This window comes from Clostridium sp. BJN0013 (assembly GCF_040939125.1).
In the GTDB taxonomy this organism is placed as follows: domain Bacteria; phylum Bacillota; class Clostridia; order Clostridiales; family Clostridiaceae; genus Clostridium_B.
This window is the reverse complement of record NZ_CP162495.1, coordinates 258749-279074: the sequence shown is the minus strand read 5'-3', so window position 1 is coordinate 279074 and position 20326 is coordinate 258749. Positions and strand designations below refer to the sequence as shown.

Annotated in this window: 19 protein-coding genes; 5 read left to right on the top strand and 14 right to left on the bottom strand. The window is 28.2% G+C overall.

Annotated features, from left to right (window positions below):
* Window positions 1-84: 84 nt before the first annotated feature.
* The 6 genes from cphA to AB3K27_RS01545 form a co-directional block, all read right to left on the bottom strand.
* Window positions 85-2709, bottom strand: coding sequence for a cyanophycin synthetase (gene cphA, locus AB3K27_RS01570; RefSeq protein ID WP_368489517.1), 2625 nt, complete (start codon window positions 2707-2709; stop codon window positions 85-87).
* 295 nt (window positions 2710-3004) lie between these two features.
* Window positions 3005-3805, bottom strand: coding sequence for a cyanophycinase (locus AB3K27_RS01565; RefSeq protein ID WP_368489516.1), 801 nt, complete (start codon window positions 3803-3805; stop codon window positions 3005-3007).
* Window positions 3806-3977: 172 nt separating this feature from the next.
* Entirely contained in the window at window positions 3978-5531 is a 1554-nt protein-coding gene (locus AB3K27_RS01560; protein ID WP_368489515.1) for an SPOCS domain-containing protein, read from the bottom strand.
* A gap of 456 nt (window positions 5532-5987) precedes the next feature.
* Entirely contained in the window at window positions 5988-6224 is a 237-nt protein-coding gene (locus AB3K27_RS01555) for a Veg family protein (RefSeq protein ID WP_012104047.1), read from the bottom strand.
* Between the two features lie 204 nt (window positions 6225-6428).
* On the bottom strand, window positions 6429-7316 hold the full coding sequence (yabG, locus tag AB3K27_RS01550) for a sporulation peptidase YabG (RefSeq protein WP_368489514.1): 888 nt from the start codon (window positions 7314-7316) through the stop codon (window positions 6429-6431).
* A gap of 124 nt (window positions 7317-7440) precedes the next feature.
* Window positions 7441-8448, bottom strand: coding sequence for a CotS family spore coat protein (locus AB3K27_RS01545; RefSeq protein WP_368489513.1), 1008 nt, complete (start codon window positions 8446-8448; stop codon window positions 7441-7443).
* Window positions 8449-8561: 113 nt separating this feature from the next.
* Here AB3K27_RS01545 and AB3K27_RS01540 point away from each other — a divergent pair, with 113 nt between their 5' ends.
* Window positions 8562-9689 carry a glycosyltransferase family 4 protein gene (locus AB3K27_RS01540; protein ID WP_368489512.1) on the top strand — a complete coding sequence of 376 codons (1128 nt, stop codon included), beginning with the start codon at window positions 8562-8564 and terminating at the stop codon, window positions 9687-9689.
* Between the two features lie 418 nt (window positions 9690-10107).
* On the opposite strand, the gene AB3K27_RS01535 is transcribed toward AB3K27_RS01540, so the two are convergent.
* Complete coding sequence (locus AB3K27_RS01535; protein WP_368489511.1) at window positions 10108-10284, bottom strand: hypothetical protein; 177 nt, start codon at window positions 10282-10284, stop codon at window positions 10108-10110.
* Between AB3K27_RS01535 and AB3K27_RS01530 the strand changes: the two genes are divergently transcribed.
* Window positions 10274-10339, top strand: coding sequence for a GLUG motif-containing protein (locus AB3K27_RS01530; RefSeq protein WP_368491144.1), 66 nt, complete (start codon window positions 10274-10276; stop codon window positions 10337-10339). The two genes, AB3K27_RS01535 and AB3K27_RS01530, sit on opposite strands and share 11 nt — an antisense overlap.
* A gap of 161 nt (window positions 10340-10500) precedes the next feature.
* On the opposite strand, the gene AB3K27_RS01525 is transcribed toward AB3K27_RS01530, so the two are convergent.
* From AB3K27_RS01525 to AB3K27_RS01510, 4 genes are read right to left on the bottom strand one after another with little or no spacing between them, the layout of a single operon-like run.
* Window positions 10501-11529: a CotS family spore coat protein gene (locus tag AB3K27_RS01525; RefSeq protein ID WP_368489510.1), complete on the bottom strand. Its 1029-nt coding sequence runs from the start codon at window positions 11527-11529 to the stop codon at window positions 10501-10503.
* A 26-nt stretch (window positions 11530-11555) separates the two neighbouring features.
* Entirely contained in the window at window positions 11556-12317 is a 762-nt protein-coding gene (locus AB3K27_RS01520) for a spore coat protein (protein ID WP_368489509.1), read from the bottom strand.
* 34 nt (window positions 12318-12351) lie between these two features.
* Window positions 12352-12549, bottom strand: a complete 198-nt coding sequence (locus tag AB3K27_RS01515) for a hypothetical protein (RefSeq protein ID WP_368489508.1) — start codon at window positions 12547-12549, stop codon at window positions 12352-12354.
* Window positions 12550-12572: 23 nt separating this feature from the next.
* Complete coding sequence (locus AB3K27_RS01510; protein WP_368489507.1) at window positions 12573-13580, bottom strand: CotS family spore coat protein; 1008 nt, start codon at window positions 13578-13580, stop codon at window positions 12573-12575.
* A gap of 182 nt (window positions 13581-13762) precedes the next feature.
* Between AB3K27_RS01510 and AB3K27_RS01505 the strand changes: the two genes are divergently transcribed.
* The gene (locus AB3K27_RS01505) at window positions 13763-14881 is read left to right on the top strand and encodes a glycosyltransferase family 4 protein (protein WP_368489506.1); all 1119 of its coding nucleotides are present in this window, start codon (window positions 13763-13765) and stop codon (window positions 14879-14881) included.
* 263 nt (window positions 14882-15144) lie between these two features.
* On the opposite strand, the gene AB3K27_RS01500 is transcribed toward AB3K27_RS01505, so the two are convergent.
* Both AB3K27_RS01500 and AB3K27_RS01495 read right to left on the bottom strand, forming a co-directional pair.
* Window positions 15145-16413, bottom strand: coding sequence for an ABC transporter substrate-binding protein (locus tag AB3K27_RS01500; protein WP_368489505.1), 1269 nt, complete (start codon window positions 16411-16413; stop codon window positions 15145-15147).
* 102 nt (window positions 16414-16515) lie between these two features.
* Window positions 16516-17898, bottom strand: coding sequence for a radical SAM protein (locus tag AB3K27_RS01495; protein ID WP_368489504.1), 1383 nt, complete (start codon window positions 17896-17898; stop codon window positions 16516-16518).
* Window positions 17899-18106: 208 nt separating this feature from the next.
* Between AB3K27_RS01495 and AB3K27_RS01490 the strand changes: the two genes are divergently transcribed.
* Both AB3K27_RS01490 and AB3K27_RS01485 read left to right on the top strand, forming a co-directional pair.
* The gene (locus tag AB3K27_RS01490; protein WP_368489503.1) at window positions 18107-18718 is read left to right on the top strand and encodes a DNA-3-methyladenine glycosylase; all 612 of its coding nucleotides are present in this window, start codon (window positions 18107-18109) and stop codon (window positions 18716-18718) included.
* 21 nt (window positions 18719-18739) lie between these two features.
* Window positions 18740-18991, top strand: coding sequence for a GIY-YIG nuclease family protein (locus AB3K27_RS01485; protein ID WP_368489502.1), 252 nt, complete (start codon window positions 18740-18742; stop codon window positions 18989-18991).
* An 83-nt stretch (window positions 18992-19074) separates the two neighbouring features.
* On the opposite strand, the gene AB3K27_RS01480 is transcribed toward AB3K27_RS01485, so the two are convergent.
* Window positions 19075-20142: a mannose-1-phosphate guanylyltransferase gene (locus AB3K27_RS01480; protein ID WP_368489501.1), complete on the bottom strand. Its 1068-nt coding sequence runs from the start codon at window positions 20140-20142 to the stop codon at window positions 19075-19077.
* Window positions 20143-20326: the final 184 nt, after the last annotated feature.

The window sequence follows — 20326 nt, the reverse complement described above, 5'->3', positions numbered from 1 at the left end:
TAGTATTCAGATGGACAAAAAGCATTCTTCATAAGCAAACTCCACCTAAACCTGAAAATCACTTAATAAGGTATAGCTTTTCTCTTATATCATAGCTATGGAATTTAATTTTTTATTTATTTCATCTAATTTATTGTCTAATAATTCTACCAAAGATTCCATTTCTTCAAAAAATATTATTATAAAATCTCCTTCTTTAGCAGTATTTATTGCCTTTTCCAGAGCCACTTTTTCGTTTAATATAGTTTCTACTTTCTTTATGCTAAAACCTGTCTTTATTATACCTTTTTTTAGAATAGAAGCTATGGTTCCCGGTTTTCTACCTCTTCTATCTTTATCTTCTTTAATATATATATAATCAAAACTTTTTCCTGCAATTTTTCCAACTTTCTCAACACTTTCATCACTTCTATCACCTGGTACTCCAATTATTCCAACTAATCTTCTATAATTAAAATTTTTAACTGCGTTTATTACTGCTTTATACCCTTCTGCATTATGACCATAGTCTAAAATCACTTTCACTCCATTTAAGTCATATATATTAAACCTTCCAGGATTAGAATAAGCATCACAATAGAAACTTTTCAATCCTTCCTTTATAACCGAATAATCTATATTGAGCCCAATTGCAGCTGCAGAAGCAGCCATAGCATTCTCTATATTGTAAACTAATTTTCCATCTAAGGATATCTTTATGTCCTCTACGGATATAATAGGTATAATTTTATTTTTTTTCTCTAAATACATAACAGATTGATCAATATATACGCCATATCCGCCCATATTTATATTGTTCCTGAGAATTAAATTATTCTTATCTTTTGAAAACATTATAATACAACTTTTCATTCTACTAATTATATCTTTACTTATTAAATCATCTGCATTTAATACCACATATCCTTTTTTCTTTACTGCCTCTCCAACTAAAGCTTTTACATATGCTAAATCTTCCAGGCTATCTATTCCATTCATACCTAAATGATCTTCTGTTATATTAGTTATTACTGCCACATCCGCCAAATCATAGGCAAGCCCTTTTTTTATTATACCCCCTCTTGCGGTTTCTAGTACTGCCGCCTCTACTTTTTCATTTCCTAAAATAGTTTTAGCACTTAAGTATCCTGTGGTATCTCCTTTACATATGCATTTATTATCTATATATATTCCTCCTGTGGTAGTCATACCCACTTTATATCCTGCCTTATTTAAAATATGAGCAATAAGTCTGGTGGTAGTAGTCTTGCCATTAGTTCCTGTAACTGAAACTAATGGTATAGATTTAGATTTAGGGAATAACATATCTAGTATGGCTCCTGCTACATTTCTACTCTTACCTTTTCCCGGATAATGATGCATTCTAATACCTGGTGCTGCATTTACTTCTATTATGGCCCCACTACTTTCAAATAAAGACTTACCAATATCATTACAACAGATATCTATACCACATATATCTAAGCCAATAGTACTTGCTACCCTTTCACAAATATCTATATTTTCCTTACATATTAAATCTGTACAATCTATTGATTTTCCTCCTGTAGATAAATTTCCATTTTCTCTTAGTGTAAGTTTTTTATCCTTTGGAAGTATACTACTTAAAGTATAATTATTTTTATTTATATACGTTTTTAATTCCTCATCTATTTTTATTTTAGTTAAAGGTTTTTCATGATCTTCTCCCCTCATAGTATCCTTGTTTATATCTTCTATTAATTCTACTATGGTCTTTACTCCATCACCTATAACGTAAGGAGGTATTCTTTCAGATACAGCTACCACTTTGCCATTAACCACACATACTCTAAAATCTTTACCATATATGTTCTTTTCCATCATTATATCTCTAAAATTTTTAGATAATATATTATAAGCTTCCAGGGCTTGTTTTTCATTTTGTATGTTTATAAATACTCCTCTACCTTGATTTCCATAACAAGGCTTCAGCACTATAGGATATCCTATTTCTTTAGCTTTTATAAATAATTCTAATGGATTTTTTATTCTTCCCCCTTCAGCTACAGGCAAACATTGATTTTTAAGCATTTCTTTAGTCAACATTTTGTCACAGGATATATCTACACCTACAGCTTTTGTATTACAAGATATAGTAGCTTCTATAATCTTACTGTATTTGCCATACCCCAATTGGAAAATGCTTTCATCTCCGATCCTAGCTACAGGTATTCCCCTTCTCTTAGCCTCTGATAATATGCATAATGTACTAGATCCTATCTTTTCATATTTTAATATTTCTTCCAAATGACATATAGCCTCACTAAAATTATAATCTGTTTCCTTTATAAAAGAATTTATTAAATTCACAGCTATTTTGCCAGTTTCCACCCCTGTATTTTTATATAGGTATTCATATATTATATAATACTTATTTCCTTTTATTTCTCTTGATTTTCCATAAGACACATCAATACCTAAATTATTTTCAATAGCAATTATAATATGCTCACAAACATGGGCTAGATAGGTTCCTTCCATTAATCTCTTTTTAAAGCCATGACTTTCATTTATACCACACCTATGTTCCTCTAATTGCGGTATGACCTTTAATAATTTTTCATTAAATTCTGGTATTTTATTAGTTGGAGTTTCACTATATCCTTCCAAATCTACAGACATTTTTATGCACTTTTTATGAGCAAATATATTTCTTCCCTCAAAAACTATAAAATCATCTATTCTCATTTTTGTGTATATTGCCCGTTACGTAAACAATCTAATTTTTAAATTTTCATAAAAACCCTGTTTACTTCCCCATTCATAGTATCCGATTTCGCACACATGCTGCTACCTCGTTTGGTCTGATACTCCAAGGGCTTAAAATCCCGTTTAATTCACGGTATATCAGCATCTATTTATATGCTACTTACTGATTTAACGGTTTTTTCAGACTCCTCCCTTATATCTATTTGACCTTTTATTAATATCTATATAATTTAAACTTTATCAATAATGTAACTTATAATAATTCATAAAACTATTATAAAGGTAATTTAGTTGTAAAATTAAAACTATTTCCCTGTTTAAGTACATGTACTTTTACGTTAAATATAGATAATATCTCATCCGGATATTGTTCTGATACATTACTATAAGTTATATCAGAACCATCTATTATGTATACAGCTCCAGAACCCATTACCTGAAATTTCCCATTATCTTTAACTATAATAGCTGTATCCTCATCTATTCCAATACCCAAGCTTTGTGGATTTTCCGCTATTCCCACTAAAAGCCTTCCTATTCTTCCTCTTTGTGCAAAATGCTGATCAATAATTACGCCTTTTATAAATCCCAATCCAGGCGCCATCTTCAAAGTGCATTTTTTTGGTGATTCATCATTAGGACCTGTTATTATCATAGTATCACTCATAATAGAGGCCCCTGCAGAAGTTCCAACAAAAGTACATCCATTTTCGTATAATTCTTGAATTTTTGAATATAAAGGTGTTCCCCCTATAAGACTTGTTATTCTAAGCTGGTCTCCTCCCGTAAAAAATATTAATGAAGCATTTTCTATTGTCTTTATACTATTTATATCAAAAGCACCTTTTCTATCTACTATATTTAATATTTTTACATTTTTTATACCCAGTTTCGTAAATATTTTGTAGTATTCATTTCCTAACTCCTCAGGTACTTCAGAGGCAATAGTAGCAATTACAAGTATATCTCTATCTTTTTCTAATTTGCTACAAACTTCTTTTAATATTTTTTTATCACCAGTTTTATCTTCTGCCCCTCCTATTATTATCAAATTTCCTTCCAATTTTTCTTCCAAAGTTATACACCTTCTTTTGTGGATATTTTATATTTTTTCCACATTCTTAATTATTATGCGTAGTATACATGAAAATAAACAACCATAACTTATCTTTAATAAAACAAAAACTTCAGCAGATTACTACTGAAGTATAATTTCCTCAAAATATAAATTTAAAACTTTTTTAAAATTATATTATGGCTCTTCCAGGTATAATAAGCTTTTCTCCTACTTTTATAATATCTGGATCTTCTATGTTATTTAATTTTATTAAATTTTCTATAGTAGTATAGTACTTCTTTGCTATTTTCCACAAAGTATCATCCTGTTGAATTACATATATAGTCAAACTAGATTTTTTAGCAGGAAATTCCCCCTCAACAGCTTCTATATCTACTAAAAATTCTTTTCTGGTAACATAATTTACTCTTGCATAAACTTCAACTACTGCTTTTACAGCTATGGTATCTATTTCTATACTTGCTTCTATACTTTCTAAAGATATTTTCGATATACACTGCATATCAATTTTACTGTCAGGTACATCTACGCTACAACTAAAAGGTATTTCATCGCAAATCTTATTTACTTGATTATCCGAATCTTTATACAATACCTTTACATTCAAAACTCCCTCAACAATAACTTTATCTTCTACTATTTTTTTATCAGTGATACATACATCTCCATAACACATAAGTATCTCCGCTGGATTAGATTTGCTATCTAATTCTATGTTAGATTTAATTATACTAGGGACAGTATTTTGTCCATGAACTACATTTAATCCATAATCTTTTCTATCCATTTGCATAAAATTAGATGGAGAATAGGCATCTTCTATTATATCAATGTCTTCTTTATACATAACCTTGGTATTAGCTGTTATAAGGGCCTCTACTTCAATGATCCTATTTTCTCCTAAATCATCTTCTCTAATATTCCGTTCTACTTCACTTATATTAAAATCAGTATAGCTTTCCATGGAAGGAAGTGCTCCCTCTAGTGAAAGTTCCTTATTTACAAGCACATCCTTTTCTACACATACAATATCTTTGGTATCTTTTCCCCTATAAAGAAATCTTATAAGTACATAAGCCTCTATAGCTAACTTGTTTTCTAGTATTGTTACATTCTTTTTATGCACATTCACATCATACTGCAATATACTTCCCACTTGAGGTTTATCCATAGGTATTGGTATCTCAGCCTTTGCTACTAAATCCCCTGAAACCGTACCTATTATTTTATCTATAGTAGCAGGATTTTTTAACATTTGCACATTTTCAGAGCCGGTAATATCTTTTATAACCTCAAAGTTATATTTTTTATATACTTCTGCCTTTAATTTTATGATCCCTTCAATGGATACTTTTCTTTCATTTACAGCTGTACAATTCATATGCTCCACATAACAATTAGAATCGCAAGACATTATATGTTCTGCTCCCGGCATTTCCACATAATTAGAAAAATTCCCGGTATAAACTACACTATAAAGACCCATATCTTCATCTTCTTTGGCACGATAAAGTATAGTATATTCAACTTTCCCTTCTAAAAATACTTTATCATCCATTACTTCCTTATTAGTTATAACAGGTCTTGCTTCAAGAATTAAGATATCTGTTACATCGGGATGAGTATCTGGTATTACATATTCCTCTTTTATAATAGTATCAGAGAAATTTTCAGCTAACATTTGTTCACATTCTATATTTTCCTTAATAAAGTCTACATCCATATTTATTTACCTCCCCATAAGGCCTACTATTTATATATATAAATTGAAAGTAAAAAATATGCTAACATTATGAATAATTTTATAATGTCTATTAATATTGACATTTATAAAGTTTTGACGTAATATTAAATTGGTTGTTAACCATATAACCTCTCATAAATTCTCAATACCCTTTTATACCATAGAAGAAAGATGGAAGCTTGCCATCTTTCTTCTTACCCTATAAGGTATATTTAATATTTTAATACCAAAATTCATAAACAAAAGTAGCATCCAGAACAATTATGGCTCTACATACTACTTCTAAATTAAATTATAAAATTTTAATACCTTATATAAATAATGACTTTGTCATAATTCTATACCGGTAAACTTTATATCTAAAAATTACTGATTAAACTAAATGATCATCACTGAGATAAAAAGAATAGCAGTTTCATTAAATTGAATATCACTCTACACTGAGAAAACCAATTGAACTGTTTTAGTTAAAACATCCGAATAACTATATGTCACTTTCCTTTGGGTGTCATTCTCTAGCCTAATTACAAATATACTAGGATAAGCTTTTTCTATTATTCCTTTATTTATAAAAACTTTTCTCCTACCTCCATTTGCTTTTAAGGTTACCTTATCTCCTACATGATTTTCTATATTCTCTCTTATAGAAGCTAACACGTTCGAACCATCCATTCCAAACACCCTCTTTCTACAACTTATATTATACACTTTAAATGAGTTTATGTCAACTAAACACTTTAGTATATCCTTAATAAATTACTTTGTCAATATTAAATCTTTGTTAACAAACTTAACTTACCTTTATTTATACTGTTAGATATGATTATTTCTCTAAGTGCCTCATCTATATAATAATATTTACAATTTTTATGATTTTTATACATACGGTGATTTTGGAAATCCCTCTCTATACTTTCCTCTTGTCTGTAGTCCTCCAATACCATTGGTTCTTGTTATTGTATTTTGCAGGGCTTCTTGAATTGACACAACCTTTTCTATATTAGTATATGCTATTTTTTCACACAAGAATACTGGATCTAAACAATGTATAAGTACTCTACTAGGTGAACTTGCAAAATTTGCACCTGAATCTAAAATTTTTTCATAACAGGATTGACAGGCTCCTGCAAATATTACTAAATCATCATAATTAGATTTATAATTTCTAAGTTCTGATACTGTTTGAACAAAATATTTAGAATTTTTATAGTTATTTAGATCCATATAATCCTGGGTATCCTTCACTATAGCGTCATGCCCTGTAATTACAATTATATCTGGTTTGACCTCTTTTACTAATTCTATCACTTTTGTAGGTTGTTCCTTCTCCACTATATTTTTGCCAACTACATCCAATAAAAGTTGTTTATACACTTTAATACATACATCTAAATATTCTGCATCTCCATCTATATGAAGAATCTTCCCAGGTCTTCCAAAAGCCAATTCATTTTTAGAATTATGGGATGCAAATTTTGTTACACTATATTCTTGTCTAAAATTATCTTTATATCTAAATCCACCTCTATTCATTAATATGTTTTTAATTGATTCATTCACTTGTTTATTAAATACTATTTCCTCTTTTGTAAGGGTGTTTTCAGGAACAATTTCTAAGTCATCTTCTTTAGAATCTGCAATTATCCTTAAATTTACTCCTTTTAAACTATATAGAACACCTTCTTTAGTTTGTTTTGAATCTATTATTTTAAAAGTTATATCTTTATTATAGGATTTTCTTACTACTACATCACCTATTTTCATATTCTATACATCCCCATATATAAAAAGTCATGATATATATTATGATTACATGCCATTTAAAGTGCAAAAAATAAGGACTATATCTGGATTTTAAATTAATCCAGTATAGACCTTATTTTTGAATTTAGATATTTTTTTCACTATAAATTTCTTTAAACTTTTTAATAAAGTCAATATATTTCTCCTGTTCAGCAATTAATTCTTCCAATTTTTTATTAAAAGTATTTGTTGGCCAGTTGACCTCATTATAATAATATCTATTTGCCAGTCTCCAAAAACGTTGAGGAAATAATAAGAAGGCATATATCACTTTATACTCCTCTTCTTTAATCGGACTAACTTCATTATATGAATCAATAATAAGTTGTGCATTTTCTACATTCCAATTAGATCTTTTTAAAACTTTAATCATAAAAGATGAAATATCATAAGATCGTATTTCCCTTTTGCAATAATCAAAATCTATTACATTGAATGTATCATTCCCATCTACTACTATATTATGATAGGTAAAATCATGATGGCAAAACCCCTTTTCTCCTTCGGTAATACTGCATAACTCATCATATTTAGAATCCTGTAATACTTCAATAGCCTTTTTCCCGAAATCTTTATAAAATTTAACTACTTTCATATAATTCAAATCAAAATTTCCCTTATTATTTTTTTTTCTTCCCATATCTTTCATCTTATCCAAGGCTTTAACTCTCTTTTCCATAAGGTGATGCCATCTTCCAAGATCAGTCTTTAATTTACTATTTTCAGGTGGTTCATATCCTTTAGAGGCTATATGCATATTTGCCAAACACTTAGCAGCATTTATAACATCTTCCCTATTCTTAAAATCACACTCTCTTCCTTTAATCCATTCTGATAGCGTATATATATCTTCATTAATAATTGCGTATGGATTTCCATCTATATTAACAGAATATTTATCCACATAAGGAAACCCATTTTTTGTAAGATGTTCTTTTGCCCCATAAACAAACAAAAGTTTTTGAGTTCCATAATTTATCTTTTTAAGACATTTCATCCCTTTATTTGTTTTTAATAAATATACTCCTCTACTTGGTTTTATATTTTCAATTTTTACATTGAATTGTCTTTCTATTTCAAATTCTCGCATCATACTAATCACCCCTATATATTTATATGAACACCCAAATTAATTTAGAAGAACATTAACATTTTTAACTTCAAATTAATATAATGAAATATATTAATTTAGAGAGGGACAATTTTATGAGAATAGGCATTGATGGACGTGCTGCCAAATGGTACAGGGGTACTGGCATAGGAACTTATACTTATCAATTAATAAAATGTTTAAATAATATGGATAATATAAATAATTATTTACTTTTCATGCCTGAAAGCTTTAGAAATGATATGTATCTTAAAAAAAATTTCAAATTAGACAGTGCCCCGCAAAATGATAAAATTAATTTCTGGGAAGAAATTATTATACCTAATATAATAAAAAACAATAAAATAGATTTATATCACGTGCCTCAAAACGGAGTTGGACTTCCTATTGATAAAAATTGTAGATTCATAATAACACTTCATGATGTGATCCCATATAGAATGCCTGAAACTGTAAGCAATAGATATCTTAAAATTTTTTCAGAATATATACCTAAAATAGTACCTCTATGTGATGGTATTATTACAGTTTCTAATTTTTCTAAAAAAGATATAGTTAAATCTTTTAACTTTCCTGAAAATAAAATATATGTTACTCATTTAGCTAGTGAAGATATATACAAACCTATGGATAAAAGAGTAAGTAAATATGTAGCTAAAAAATACTACTCCATCACTGAAGATTATATACTTTATGTAGGTGGATTTAGCCCTCGTAAAAATATATTAGGACTTATTGACAGCTTTAATAAGCTTATAACTTTATATAAAAAACCTCTATCTTTAGTAATAGCTGGCAAAAGAGGTGAATCTTATAGCACTTATAAAGAACATACTGAAAAACTAAATATATCTGACAGAGTTTTATTTCCTGGTTTTATTTCCATAGAACATCTTCCTTATATATATAATGCAGCTAAATTATTTGTATATCCTTCTTTTTATGAGGGATTCGGACTTCCTCCTATAGAAGCTATGGCCTGTGGCGTACCTGTAATAACTTCAAATACTACATCTCTTCCTGAAGTAGTTGGTAAAGGTGCCCTGCTTATAGATCCCTTAAATAAAACTGATTTATGTCACGCTATGTTAAACGTACTATTAGATAATACTCTTAAAAATAAATTGATATCTTCTGGTATCAAAAGAGCTTCCGAACTAAGTTGGAAGAAAACTGCTAAAAACACTATAAACATATATAACAAAATTGCGGGTAAAAAATAGTATTTTCTGTGCCAATTTCAAAAGATCTAGCCTATTCCATACAATCGTATAAAACATTGGGCAACTGCTTAAAAACTATGCTTTTGTGGTTTTTCTTGTTGCTTCCTATCTCTCATTTTACTAATCATAGCTCAGGGTTCTGTAAGTCAGATATGCCTGCTGAAAGAAAAGAAGAAGGTTTGGTTAAGAATGTACGGCGACTAAAATAGACCAAACACTATATATTGACATATGCCAACCAAGAAAATATAATATATAAACAAATTTTATAAGTTGCTATAAATTTAACTTATATTTTAGAGCTTGGCTATATTTCTTTACACTTTTCCATTGGTAACTTATTTAACTTATGTATAATCTTCTTTTTCTATCCTAATAGCACCTTTTTACCGTCCGTAGGTCAGGGGACATACCCATTTCAATAACAAACTGCTTCCAATATTACCATTAACCTGTCAGACAACACAACCTGGGTCAGCGGACTAGTAAGCGGCAGTAAAGAGAGTTCCACTGAGCCAATTCCTTCTTCTTTTGCAATTAAAGATTGTCCCACTACTGGGATTATTACCGGAGGTTCTGAATCGGTGGGAAGCATCACGGGCTACACTTATAATTCTACAGTAGAAGATTGTACCAGCACCATAACATGAGATGGTGGCCCTCCTGAACAGATTGGAATTTTAGAAGCTATACAACCAAACGATCAGGCGGCATAAACAGAATCTAAATCAATAAAAAATATACCCATCAAAATAAGCTTTACACTACTTGGATGGGTATATTTTTTATTTTAATAACACCAAATATGATCTTATATTTTATTTAAAATTTTATTTCTAAATTCTTCTAAGAATTCTTCTCTATCCTCTTTATATCTGATTTTTCTTTTTAACCTATCTAAGAATATTTCTTCCTTCCAATCTTTTCGCTTAGTATAATAGTCCCTAGATATAGTATAAAAATCATTAGGAAAATTTAGCATAGCATATAATACTTCTAATTCCCTATTGCTTAATGTATTCTTATTACAATAATTATCTATTATCAGCTTTGCCTTTTCTATATCAAAAGCAAAATTTTTAATGACTTTATTTATAAAATTACATAAATCATGTACTTTGAGATCTATAATGGCATAATCAAAATCTACAAAATAAGCTTCATTATTATTTATTAATATGTTATGGTAAGCTAAATCATGGTGACATACTACTATTTTGTCCTCCTCACTACATAACTTATAATAATAAGATTCTTCAAGCATACTTTCACTTTTCTTTATTTGTTCTATATAGTAGTTTGAATTCTTTATAAATATTTCATCAAATTCCGTTTTCTTTTCATGTATATGTGCTATATTTTGAAAAAACTCCATTTCTTGAATTCTCCGATTAAAGGTATCAATAAGTTTTCCATTATTATATTTATTCCGTACATCTGTCTTAAAACCTTCAGATGCAAGATGAAATTCTCCCAACCCTTCAGCTGCAATACTCAAATCTACAGGATTACTAAAATTGCATTCCTTACCATAAACTACATCCATTATGCAATACATATCTCCATTCCATATGGTATATATATCTCCATCTTTATTTTTTACAAAATTGACCACTCTGGAAAATTTGCTTCTTACATAAGTTAAAAGTTCATTTATAAATTTTAACTCATCCAAAGTATACTCTAATTTCTTAAATATTTTCTTACCCTTATCCGAAGAAACCATATATACTTTTCTAATAGGTATTACATCATATACTTTTAAATCAAATCTATCGAAAAGTTCTACACATAGATCATATCCAGTTAAATATTTTTTTTCACCATATCTATCTATCAATCTGAAAGCCTCCTATTAACTATTATTTAAATTAAACTTTCTCCATCCTCATTAATGGATTTATCTAATCTAAGTAAATATTCATCTTCTGTCCAATTTTTTGTATTATATCTATACCTATTGCAACATTTCATGAATTGATAGGGATAAGATATTATAGATAATATAAATTGCACACTATTATCATCTAAGGATTCTTCAATACAAAAAATTTTTATAAGTTCACTAAAATCTATATCTATACCTTTTCTTTTTATCTTGTTTAAAAAATATACTAAATCCACTTCAACCATATTATAGCAACAATCTTTTATATTTATTATTTGTATATCTTTTACTTTCCTTAAATTATCGAAATAAGTGTCTGTAAGACACATTTCTACCCTACTCATACTTCTAAGTATCAACTCTATATAATTATTTTTATATAAATTGTCCATACATTTTTGAGCCCTAATTAAATATCCTTCTCCCACTTTATTTAGTTTTTCTTCAAAATTACTTCTGTTTTTGTAACTGGATATCTGTTCTAAATACTTTTTTAATTTCTTTATATATATCTTATAGCGTTCTACTACTTTTCCTATATTATTATCTAGACGCTTATTCATAACTCCTGTATAACCTAAAGTTTTCTTATGAAATTCACTTATTATAGATATTTGTTCTTTTATTCTATCTAAAGTTAAGTGTTCTTGTTTTAAATCCCTATTGAATTGCTTTACTACGTATATTCCTTTTGATTTTAAATATTCTACAAAACACAATTCAACATTGTCACTATACACCTTTAAACCACCTCACCCCTATACTGTCACTATCCTATCTGTGTTTCTTCTTCATTTCCTTTAACATCCGTCTCCTCTTCTTTTCAAGTTTCATAACTTCTTTTTTTCTTTTATTGATTTTTTCTAAATGTTTAACAGTCTTTTTAAGACTTTCCACTTTATTATCATAATAACCTAAATCTTTATTTTCAATTTCTTCTTCATTTTTACCATGAGATTTTTTATGTGACATGAATTAATTCCCCCTTAAATGTTTTAATTGTATTTCCAATTTCTAAATTCATCTATAAAATCTAATTTTTCTTCTTTATCTTTAAGTATCTTCTTTAATTTTTTTATAAAAAAATCTTTTCCCCAAGGCTGCTTTTCCATGTAATACTGTATTCCAAGTTGCCAAAAATCTTGAGGAAATTCCATAAAAGCAGCCATAATAAGTATATCCTCTTCTTTTACGTCATTTATGGAATTATAAGTATCAATAATAAAAAGTGCATTATTCATATTCCATCTTCCATTCTTCATTCTCCTTAGAAGCAAACTTGAGAGATCATGTAGGTGAGTATCCAATATACAATAATCAAAATCTATTATATTAACTTCTCCCTTAACATCTATTAAAATATTGTGATTTGCATAATCATGGTGACAAAATCCCATATTTTCCATTTCTTTTTTCATATTATCTATATAATTGGTCTTCTTTAAATGCTTTATAGACTTTTCTGCCAATTTGATCTCCTCATCAATATAATTTAGATATAATATATCAAATTCTCCCTTAGATTCTTTTCCCAGTATTACTTTTTTAAAATTCATCATTTCCTCTTGACGATGCTTAAAGGTGTTTATCCATTTAAACCATCCTATTCTTGGATTCATATCTTTAGTAACTTTAAAATTACAGCTTTTTTTGTGCAACTCTCCCAGCTTAGAGGTTGCTACCAAAATATCTAAAGGATTATCATAATTACACTCTCTAGAGGTAATCCATTCACACAAATAAGCATAAGAATTTTCCATTTTCATATAGTCTTTCTCATCCTTAGTCTTGATTATTTTAGGTATACTTCTGAATTTTTTATTTTGGAGATGCTTTATAGCAGAAATTATAAATAAGAAGTGCCCATAGTCATAATTTATTACCTTTAAACAGTATTCATTACAGTTAGTATGAATTCTATATATACTTTTTATTTTTTCTATAAATTCAATATGGAGATCATAAGCATCTTCAACATACTCTCGAACTTTTAATATATCCAAAAGCTTTTCCTCCAAAAATTATTATATATGTAGTATATGACTAATCATATATGTATGTGATAAAAGAAGTTTACTTGAATCTTAATCTAAAAGTTATGGTCACCTTTTTATAGTAATGTTAATAATATGTAATATAACAATCTCAATTACTTTAAAGTTACTGGAATGTGGAGGTATGAATAATGAAAATTGCCATAGACGCAAGGGGAGCTAACTGGTATAATGGTACCGGTATAGGAACTTATACCAGTAAAATATTAAAATATATAATAAGAAATCATAAAGAAAATTTTTATCACATATACTGGTCAGGTAGTAATTATGATAAATTACAGCAAGAAAATACTAAAATAATAATGGCCTCTAAAAGGCAACATAGATTTTTCGAGCAGTACTACTTTCCAGTAAATTTAAGAAAAGAAAACGTAGATATATACCATATTCCTCAAAACGGTATTGGCATATCCGAAAATATAGGATGTAAAAAAGTAGTCACCATCCATGACTTGATACCTTATATACTTCCTGAAACAGTGGGAAAAGGATATTTATCAAAATTTTTGAAGGAAATGCCTAAAATTATTAGTTCAGTTGATGGGATAATAACTGTTTCCGATTGTTCAAAAAAAGACATCCTAAAATTTTTCCCCATAAATGAAGACAAAATATTTGTGACTCCTTTAGCTGCAGATAAAAAATATAAACCCTTAGATAAAGATAAATGTAGATATAAATTACATCTTAATTATGACATAGAGAATCCATTTATCCTCTATATAGGAGGCTTCAGCCCAAGAAAGAATGTATCTTCATTAATTACTGCCTTTTCTAAAATTCATAAAAAATTAGATAGAGATTATGATTTGATAATTGTAGGTTCTAATAAAGATGATTCTAATATGTTAAAAAATTTAAGTACAGATTTGAACATAGATAAAAATATTAAATTTACAGGATTTGTAGAAGAAAAAATGATGCCTCTTTTTTATAATGCCTGTGATATATTCATATATCCATCTTTATATGAAGGTTTTGGACTTCCTCCCCTGGAAGCTATGAGTTGCGGTACTCCTGTAATAGCTTCCAATATTTCATCCATTCCAGAAGTGGTAGGAGATGGTGGGATTCTTATAAATCCCTTTGATATGGAAAGCTTTATGTATTCTATGGAAGCTTTAATTAATGACGTCAATATAAGGAAAGAATTAAGCTCAAAGGCCCTAAAACAAGCAGCTAAATTTTCTTGGGAAAAAACCTCTGAAAAAACCATTGAAGTTTACAAGAAAGTTTTAAACAAATAAGAAATTTATCTGAAGGCTGTAATAAACTTACTTGATATAAGCAAAACCCTTTAACTATTTACGCTCCTAGTTAAAAGGCTTTGCTTATATGTTAAAATTCCCTATATGATTAATCCCTATGTTTATTATACCTTAAATTTAAAATTTTGTAAACGTTTTATAGCACTTATTTTAAAATAATTTTATCTGAAGGCTACTGCTATATTAATATCCCAAAATCATTCAAAATGAGAGATAAGTACCGCTCTACTCCTAGATAAGTTCTACTTGTGCTTTACAGAACTTTCTATACTTTCAACTATAGTTTTAAAATCTTGAATTTTTATGTTATAACTAGTTAGGGTATTCTCTGTTATTTTCCTTACTTTTGGAAATTCTTTAGTGTAATTTATACTAAAAGCTCCTGTTTCTATGCTGGCAAATAAATTCCATATCTCGTTATTAAAATAGGAAACATTCTTATTAAAATCTACAAAATTATACACATTCATATTTACTGGAAATCTACCATATTGATTTAACAAATCCATTTGCAATTTATCATCTGTAAGCGTAAATTTTATAAATTCCTGTACTAGATTAGATGATGATGTGTTTTTGTTTATAAGCAAATTTACTCCTCCCAGGGACACATCCCTATTTCCACCTGACTCAAAAGCTGGTAACTTTATTATTCCCCACTTATCTGAATTTTGGGAATACTTCATTAAATCTATAACATAAACAGGATCACCTATAAATGAAACTATTTCATTTGTTTGTGCTTTAGCCACAATTTCATTTTTAGAATTAAAATCTTTAATTAATCCTTCTCCATATAAAATCTTAATTACTTCAACCAACCTACTCCAATTTGAAGATTGAAAATCTAATTCTCCTTTTTCATTAAAATAGCTAGTCCCTAATTGATTGGCAAGTAGTAAATATATATCACTATTACCATCTAAAGCATTAGCTGCAAATATCTTTCCCGTATTTTTATTTATCTTTCTACCTACCTCTATATAATCACTCCAGGTTTTTATAGTTTCTGCATCTATACCTTGATCTAAAAATATGTCTTTTCTATATATTACAGCTTTAGGATAAGTATCCCAAGGCATAGCATACACTTTTCCTTTTATACTATTATTATTAATTTTATTATTTAACAGTATACTCTTATAGGGATTAATCAGGTTTGTAACTTCTAAAAACTTACCTGTATTTTCAGAAAGCACATATTTTATATAACTATCATTTACCGTTATTATATCTGCATCATATTGAGAATTATTTAATATAGATTTAACATTATTTTCTATATCATTTAATACTATAATATCTATATTAACCTTCTCATGTAATAACTTAAACCTATCTGCAGCTAATTTTAACTGGGGCTTATGAATTTCATCAGTGATAATTTCAATCTTTCCTTTTAATGCTTCTTTACTTGTTTCCCCATTTTCTTTTTGATTATAATAAAAAAATGATAATACTATAATAACTGCCAGTATTAAAAATGATACTATTCTTCTGTATATCTTCATAAAAATTCTCCTATTATTTAAACTTAATATATATATTTTATACTAACAAATATAATTTTATCTTTCAATATGTTATTTGGAAGACGTACTTGAATATAATATTTAACCTTTAGACATCTTATAATTGCCTTGAGATTTGAAGTTTTCTTCCCATGCTTTTTGCGCATAGGGCTTAAATTCCTGTGATATTTTACTAAGTTTTTCTTGAAATTCTAAATCTTGAAGCATCATCTCTGCTCCTTCGTCTGTAGGCCTTGCTCCTGTTTTCTCCGCAATATTTCTAATTTCATCTGTATTATCAATCATCATACAAGGTAATAACAAATTAGAATTATAAGGCTGTCTATGTCTAAGCTCTTTAAAAAAGTTTGAATTAAATACATCCACAAGTTTTTTCCCCTTTAAATTATCTACTGAAAAATGAGCAAATATACAAGGTTCTACATCCTCTTTGGAATTTATGTGACAATAATATTTCCCTGCAATGCATCCTCCCACATATGGTGCATCATTAAAAAAGTCTATAACAAAATATGGTTTTGTATTTCTTATTTCCCGTATTCTCTCTCCTAGATATATTCTTTGTTTAGGAGTAAGCATTAAATTTATATCAGGTTCTCTACCTACTGGCATAAATATAAAATACCATCCCATTTTTGCTCCTTTTTGTACAAGCATATCTATAAATTCATTTGATATCACCTTATTTATATTATATCTGCTAACGGCAGTAGATACTCCAAATAAAACTCCCCTGTCTTTTAAGAGATCCATAGCATTCATAACTGAATTAAATACACCTTTTCCTCTTCTCATATCAGTTTCTTTTTCAAACCCTTCAAGAGAAAACATAGGAAGAACATTGCCAAGTTCTTTTATCTTATCTGCTAACTTTTCATTAAAAAGTGTGCCATTTGAAAAAGGTACGAACATACAGTCATTATATTTTTTATATATGTTCAGCATATAATCATTTATAAAGGGCTCTCCTCCAAGAATTACAAAGAAATAGATTCCAAGTGTTCTAGCTTCTTTGATAATTCTATCTACTTCTTTTTCTGGAATATCATCTTTCTTACTATAGCTGGAAGCATAACATCCTTTACATCTCAAATTACATCTCATAGATGGACTTATAAGAATAGTAAAAGGTATCTTTGTACCCTTTTCGTTAAAAAATTTTTTTCTCTTTGGCATTCCATACCAAACTGCATTTCCAAAAAAATTTGCAAAAAATTTATTTTTGCATTTCTTATTTGAATCTTTAATAATATTTATAACAAGTTCATGAACTGTAGGATTGGTTTTATATAATTCTTCCACCTTTTGAATTTTAGTTAAATTATCTTCATCTTTTTTTATTGCTTTTTTAATAAGAGTAAATAGTCTGTCAATATTTTCCTCAGGATTTCTATTAAGCAATTCTATGCCTGTTTTAACCAAAGCATCTTTAGCCGTTTTTTCCAAGATTTCAGTGGTTTTCATATGCTATTCCTCCCAATCATTTTATGAAACTATTTCCATCTAGTATTTCTCTATTATTTGATATATATTCAATAAATTAATTTTTATTCTATAAAGCGACCATTAATCCATTTACTAGTAATATATTTAATTACTACTGCGGTTTGACAAAATATCTTATTCATATATAATTATTATTAAATTTAAATATTAAAGGATTGTGTTATTGTTGAAAAGATTACATCGGAACTTTTACAGTAAGGATACGTTATCAATTGCCAAAAATCTTCTGGGAAAAATATTGGTTCATGAAATAAAAGGTAAAAAATTATCTGGTAGAATAGTTGAAACAGAAGCTTATAAGGGAATTAAAGATAAAGCTGCCCATTCTTATATGAATAAGAGAACAAAAAGAACAGAAGTAATGTATGGTCCCTGCGGATTTTCATATGTATATATGATATACGGTATGTATCATTGTTTTAATATTGTAACTGAAGATGAAGGCATACCCGAAGCAGTACTTGTAAGAGCTATAGAGCCTCTTCATTGTATAGATGAGATATCTTTTAACAGATATAAAAAAAAATTTGTCTATTTAAATAAGAATGAAATAAAAAACTTGACCAATGGCCCTGGTAAATTATGTAAAGCACTACTTATAGATAAGAACCAAAATAAAAAAGATCTTTATAGTAGTAATCTCTACATTGAAGATGATGACTTTAAAAACTTTAAAATAAAAAGTGCAAAAAGAATAGGTGTAGACTATGCAGGGGATGCAGCAGATTACCTCTGGAGATTTTATATAGAAGATAATCCTTATGTATCTATAAAATGAATTTAAGAAAGTGAATTGTATATGGATTACGTTTATATAGTAAAATGTAGTGATGAAACATTATACACAGGTTATACTAATAATTTAGAAAAAAGGATACAAGCTCATAACAACAAAAAAGGAGCCAAATACACTAAAGGTAGGCTCCCTGTGCAACTTGTATATTTTGAGAAATATAATTCCAAAAAAGATGCTCTACATAGAGAATATATTATAAAAAAGATGACCAGAAAAAATAAATTGAATTTAATTAAATCATTTAAAAAGAGATAATAAATGTAACAAAATCTACTTAAATTTGCATAAAACATATTTACATTTATTTCCAAAACTTAGAGAACATATTCAGACTTTTATTATAAATACTTTTTTAAATCATTTCTATTTTTTAGAACATCGACTAAATATTTTATCTCTTGATCTTTATTCTTATCCATGATTAAAAGTACATCTTTACAGTCTACTACTATTAAATCTTTTACTCCAAATACTATAATAAGCTTATCATCTCCATATACAGTGCAGCTTTCACTGGATTCCAATACTGCATTGCCCTTTACACTATTACCATTAAAATCCTTGAGAAATCTTCCTAAAGCATTAAAAGTTCCTATATCATCCCATAAGAACTCACATTTAATTACATAAGCTTTCCTAGTTTTTTGCATTACTCCAAAGTCTACAGATATTCCATCTATAAGACTATATTGTTCCTTTATTACTTTTTCTTCTTGTTCTGTATCCAAATTTTTATATATTGAAAGCATACACTTATACATTTTAGGAAGATATTTTTGCATTTCTCGCAAAAATACATCTGCTCTCCACACAAATATACCACTGTTCCATAGATAAGTACCTTTAAATATCAAATCTTTGGCAACCTCTAAATTAGGTTTTTCTAGGAATCTTTCTACTTTAAAGGTAGCAATTCTAGCATTTATCCTTTCTCCCATATTTATATAGCCATACCCTGTTTCAGGTCTGGAAGGTTTAATTCCCATAGTTACAAGCCCTTTTCTTCTTTCTGCTATTTCTACTGCTTGAAAAATAGTATCTATAAATAATTTCTCATTTTCTATATAATGATCCGATGGTAAAATTATCATAGTAGCAGCAGGGTCTTTTTTTAACAATTTTACTGCAGAAAATCCTATACATGTAGCAGTTTCCTTGTTTTCCGGTTCTGCAAATATATTCTCTTCATTTATATCCGGAAGTTCTTCTTGAACTTTATCTATATATTCTTTATTAGTAATTATATATATTTTTTTTTCATTGACTAAAGGCTTAATTCTATCTACAGTATTTCTTAAAAAACTTTTATTATTTATAATTTTTAGAAACTGTTTAGGATTTTTAGCCCTTGATAATGGAAATAATCTTGTTCCTTTACCACCTGCAAGAATTAGCGCATATAACAATAACTTCACTCCAAAAATGCTTGCTATGCTTTATACTATGTATAGATTGTTATAAGTGTGAAATGTAATATGGTAATTGAATCCTAAAGTATGTCATTAGAAAAAAGCATTCCAAAAATACTTTTGAAACACTTTTCACTTTATAATTAACCAGACATTTCTTTGAAAAATACAGTACAAAACT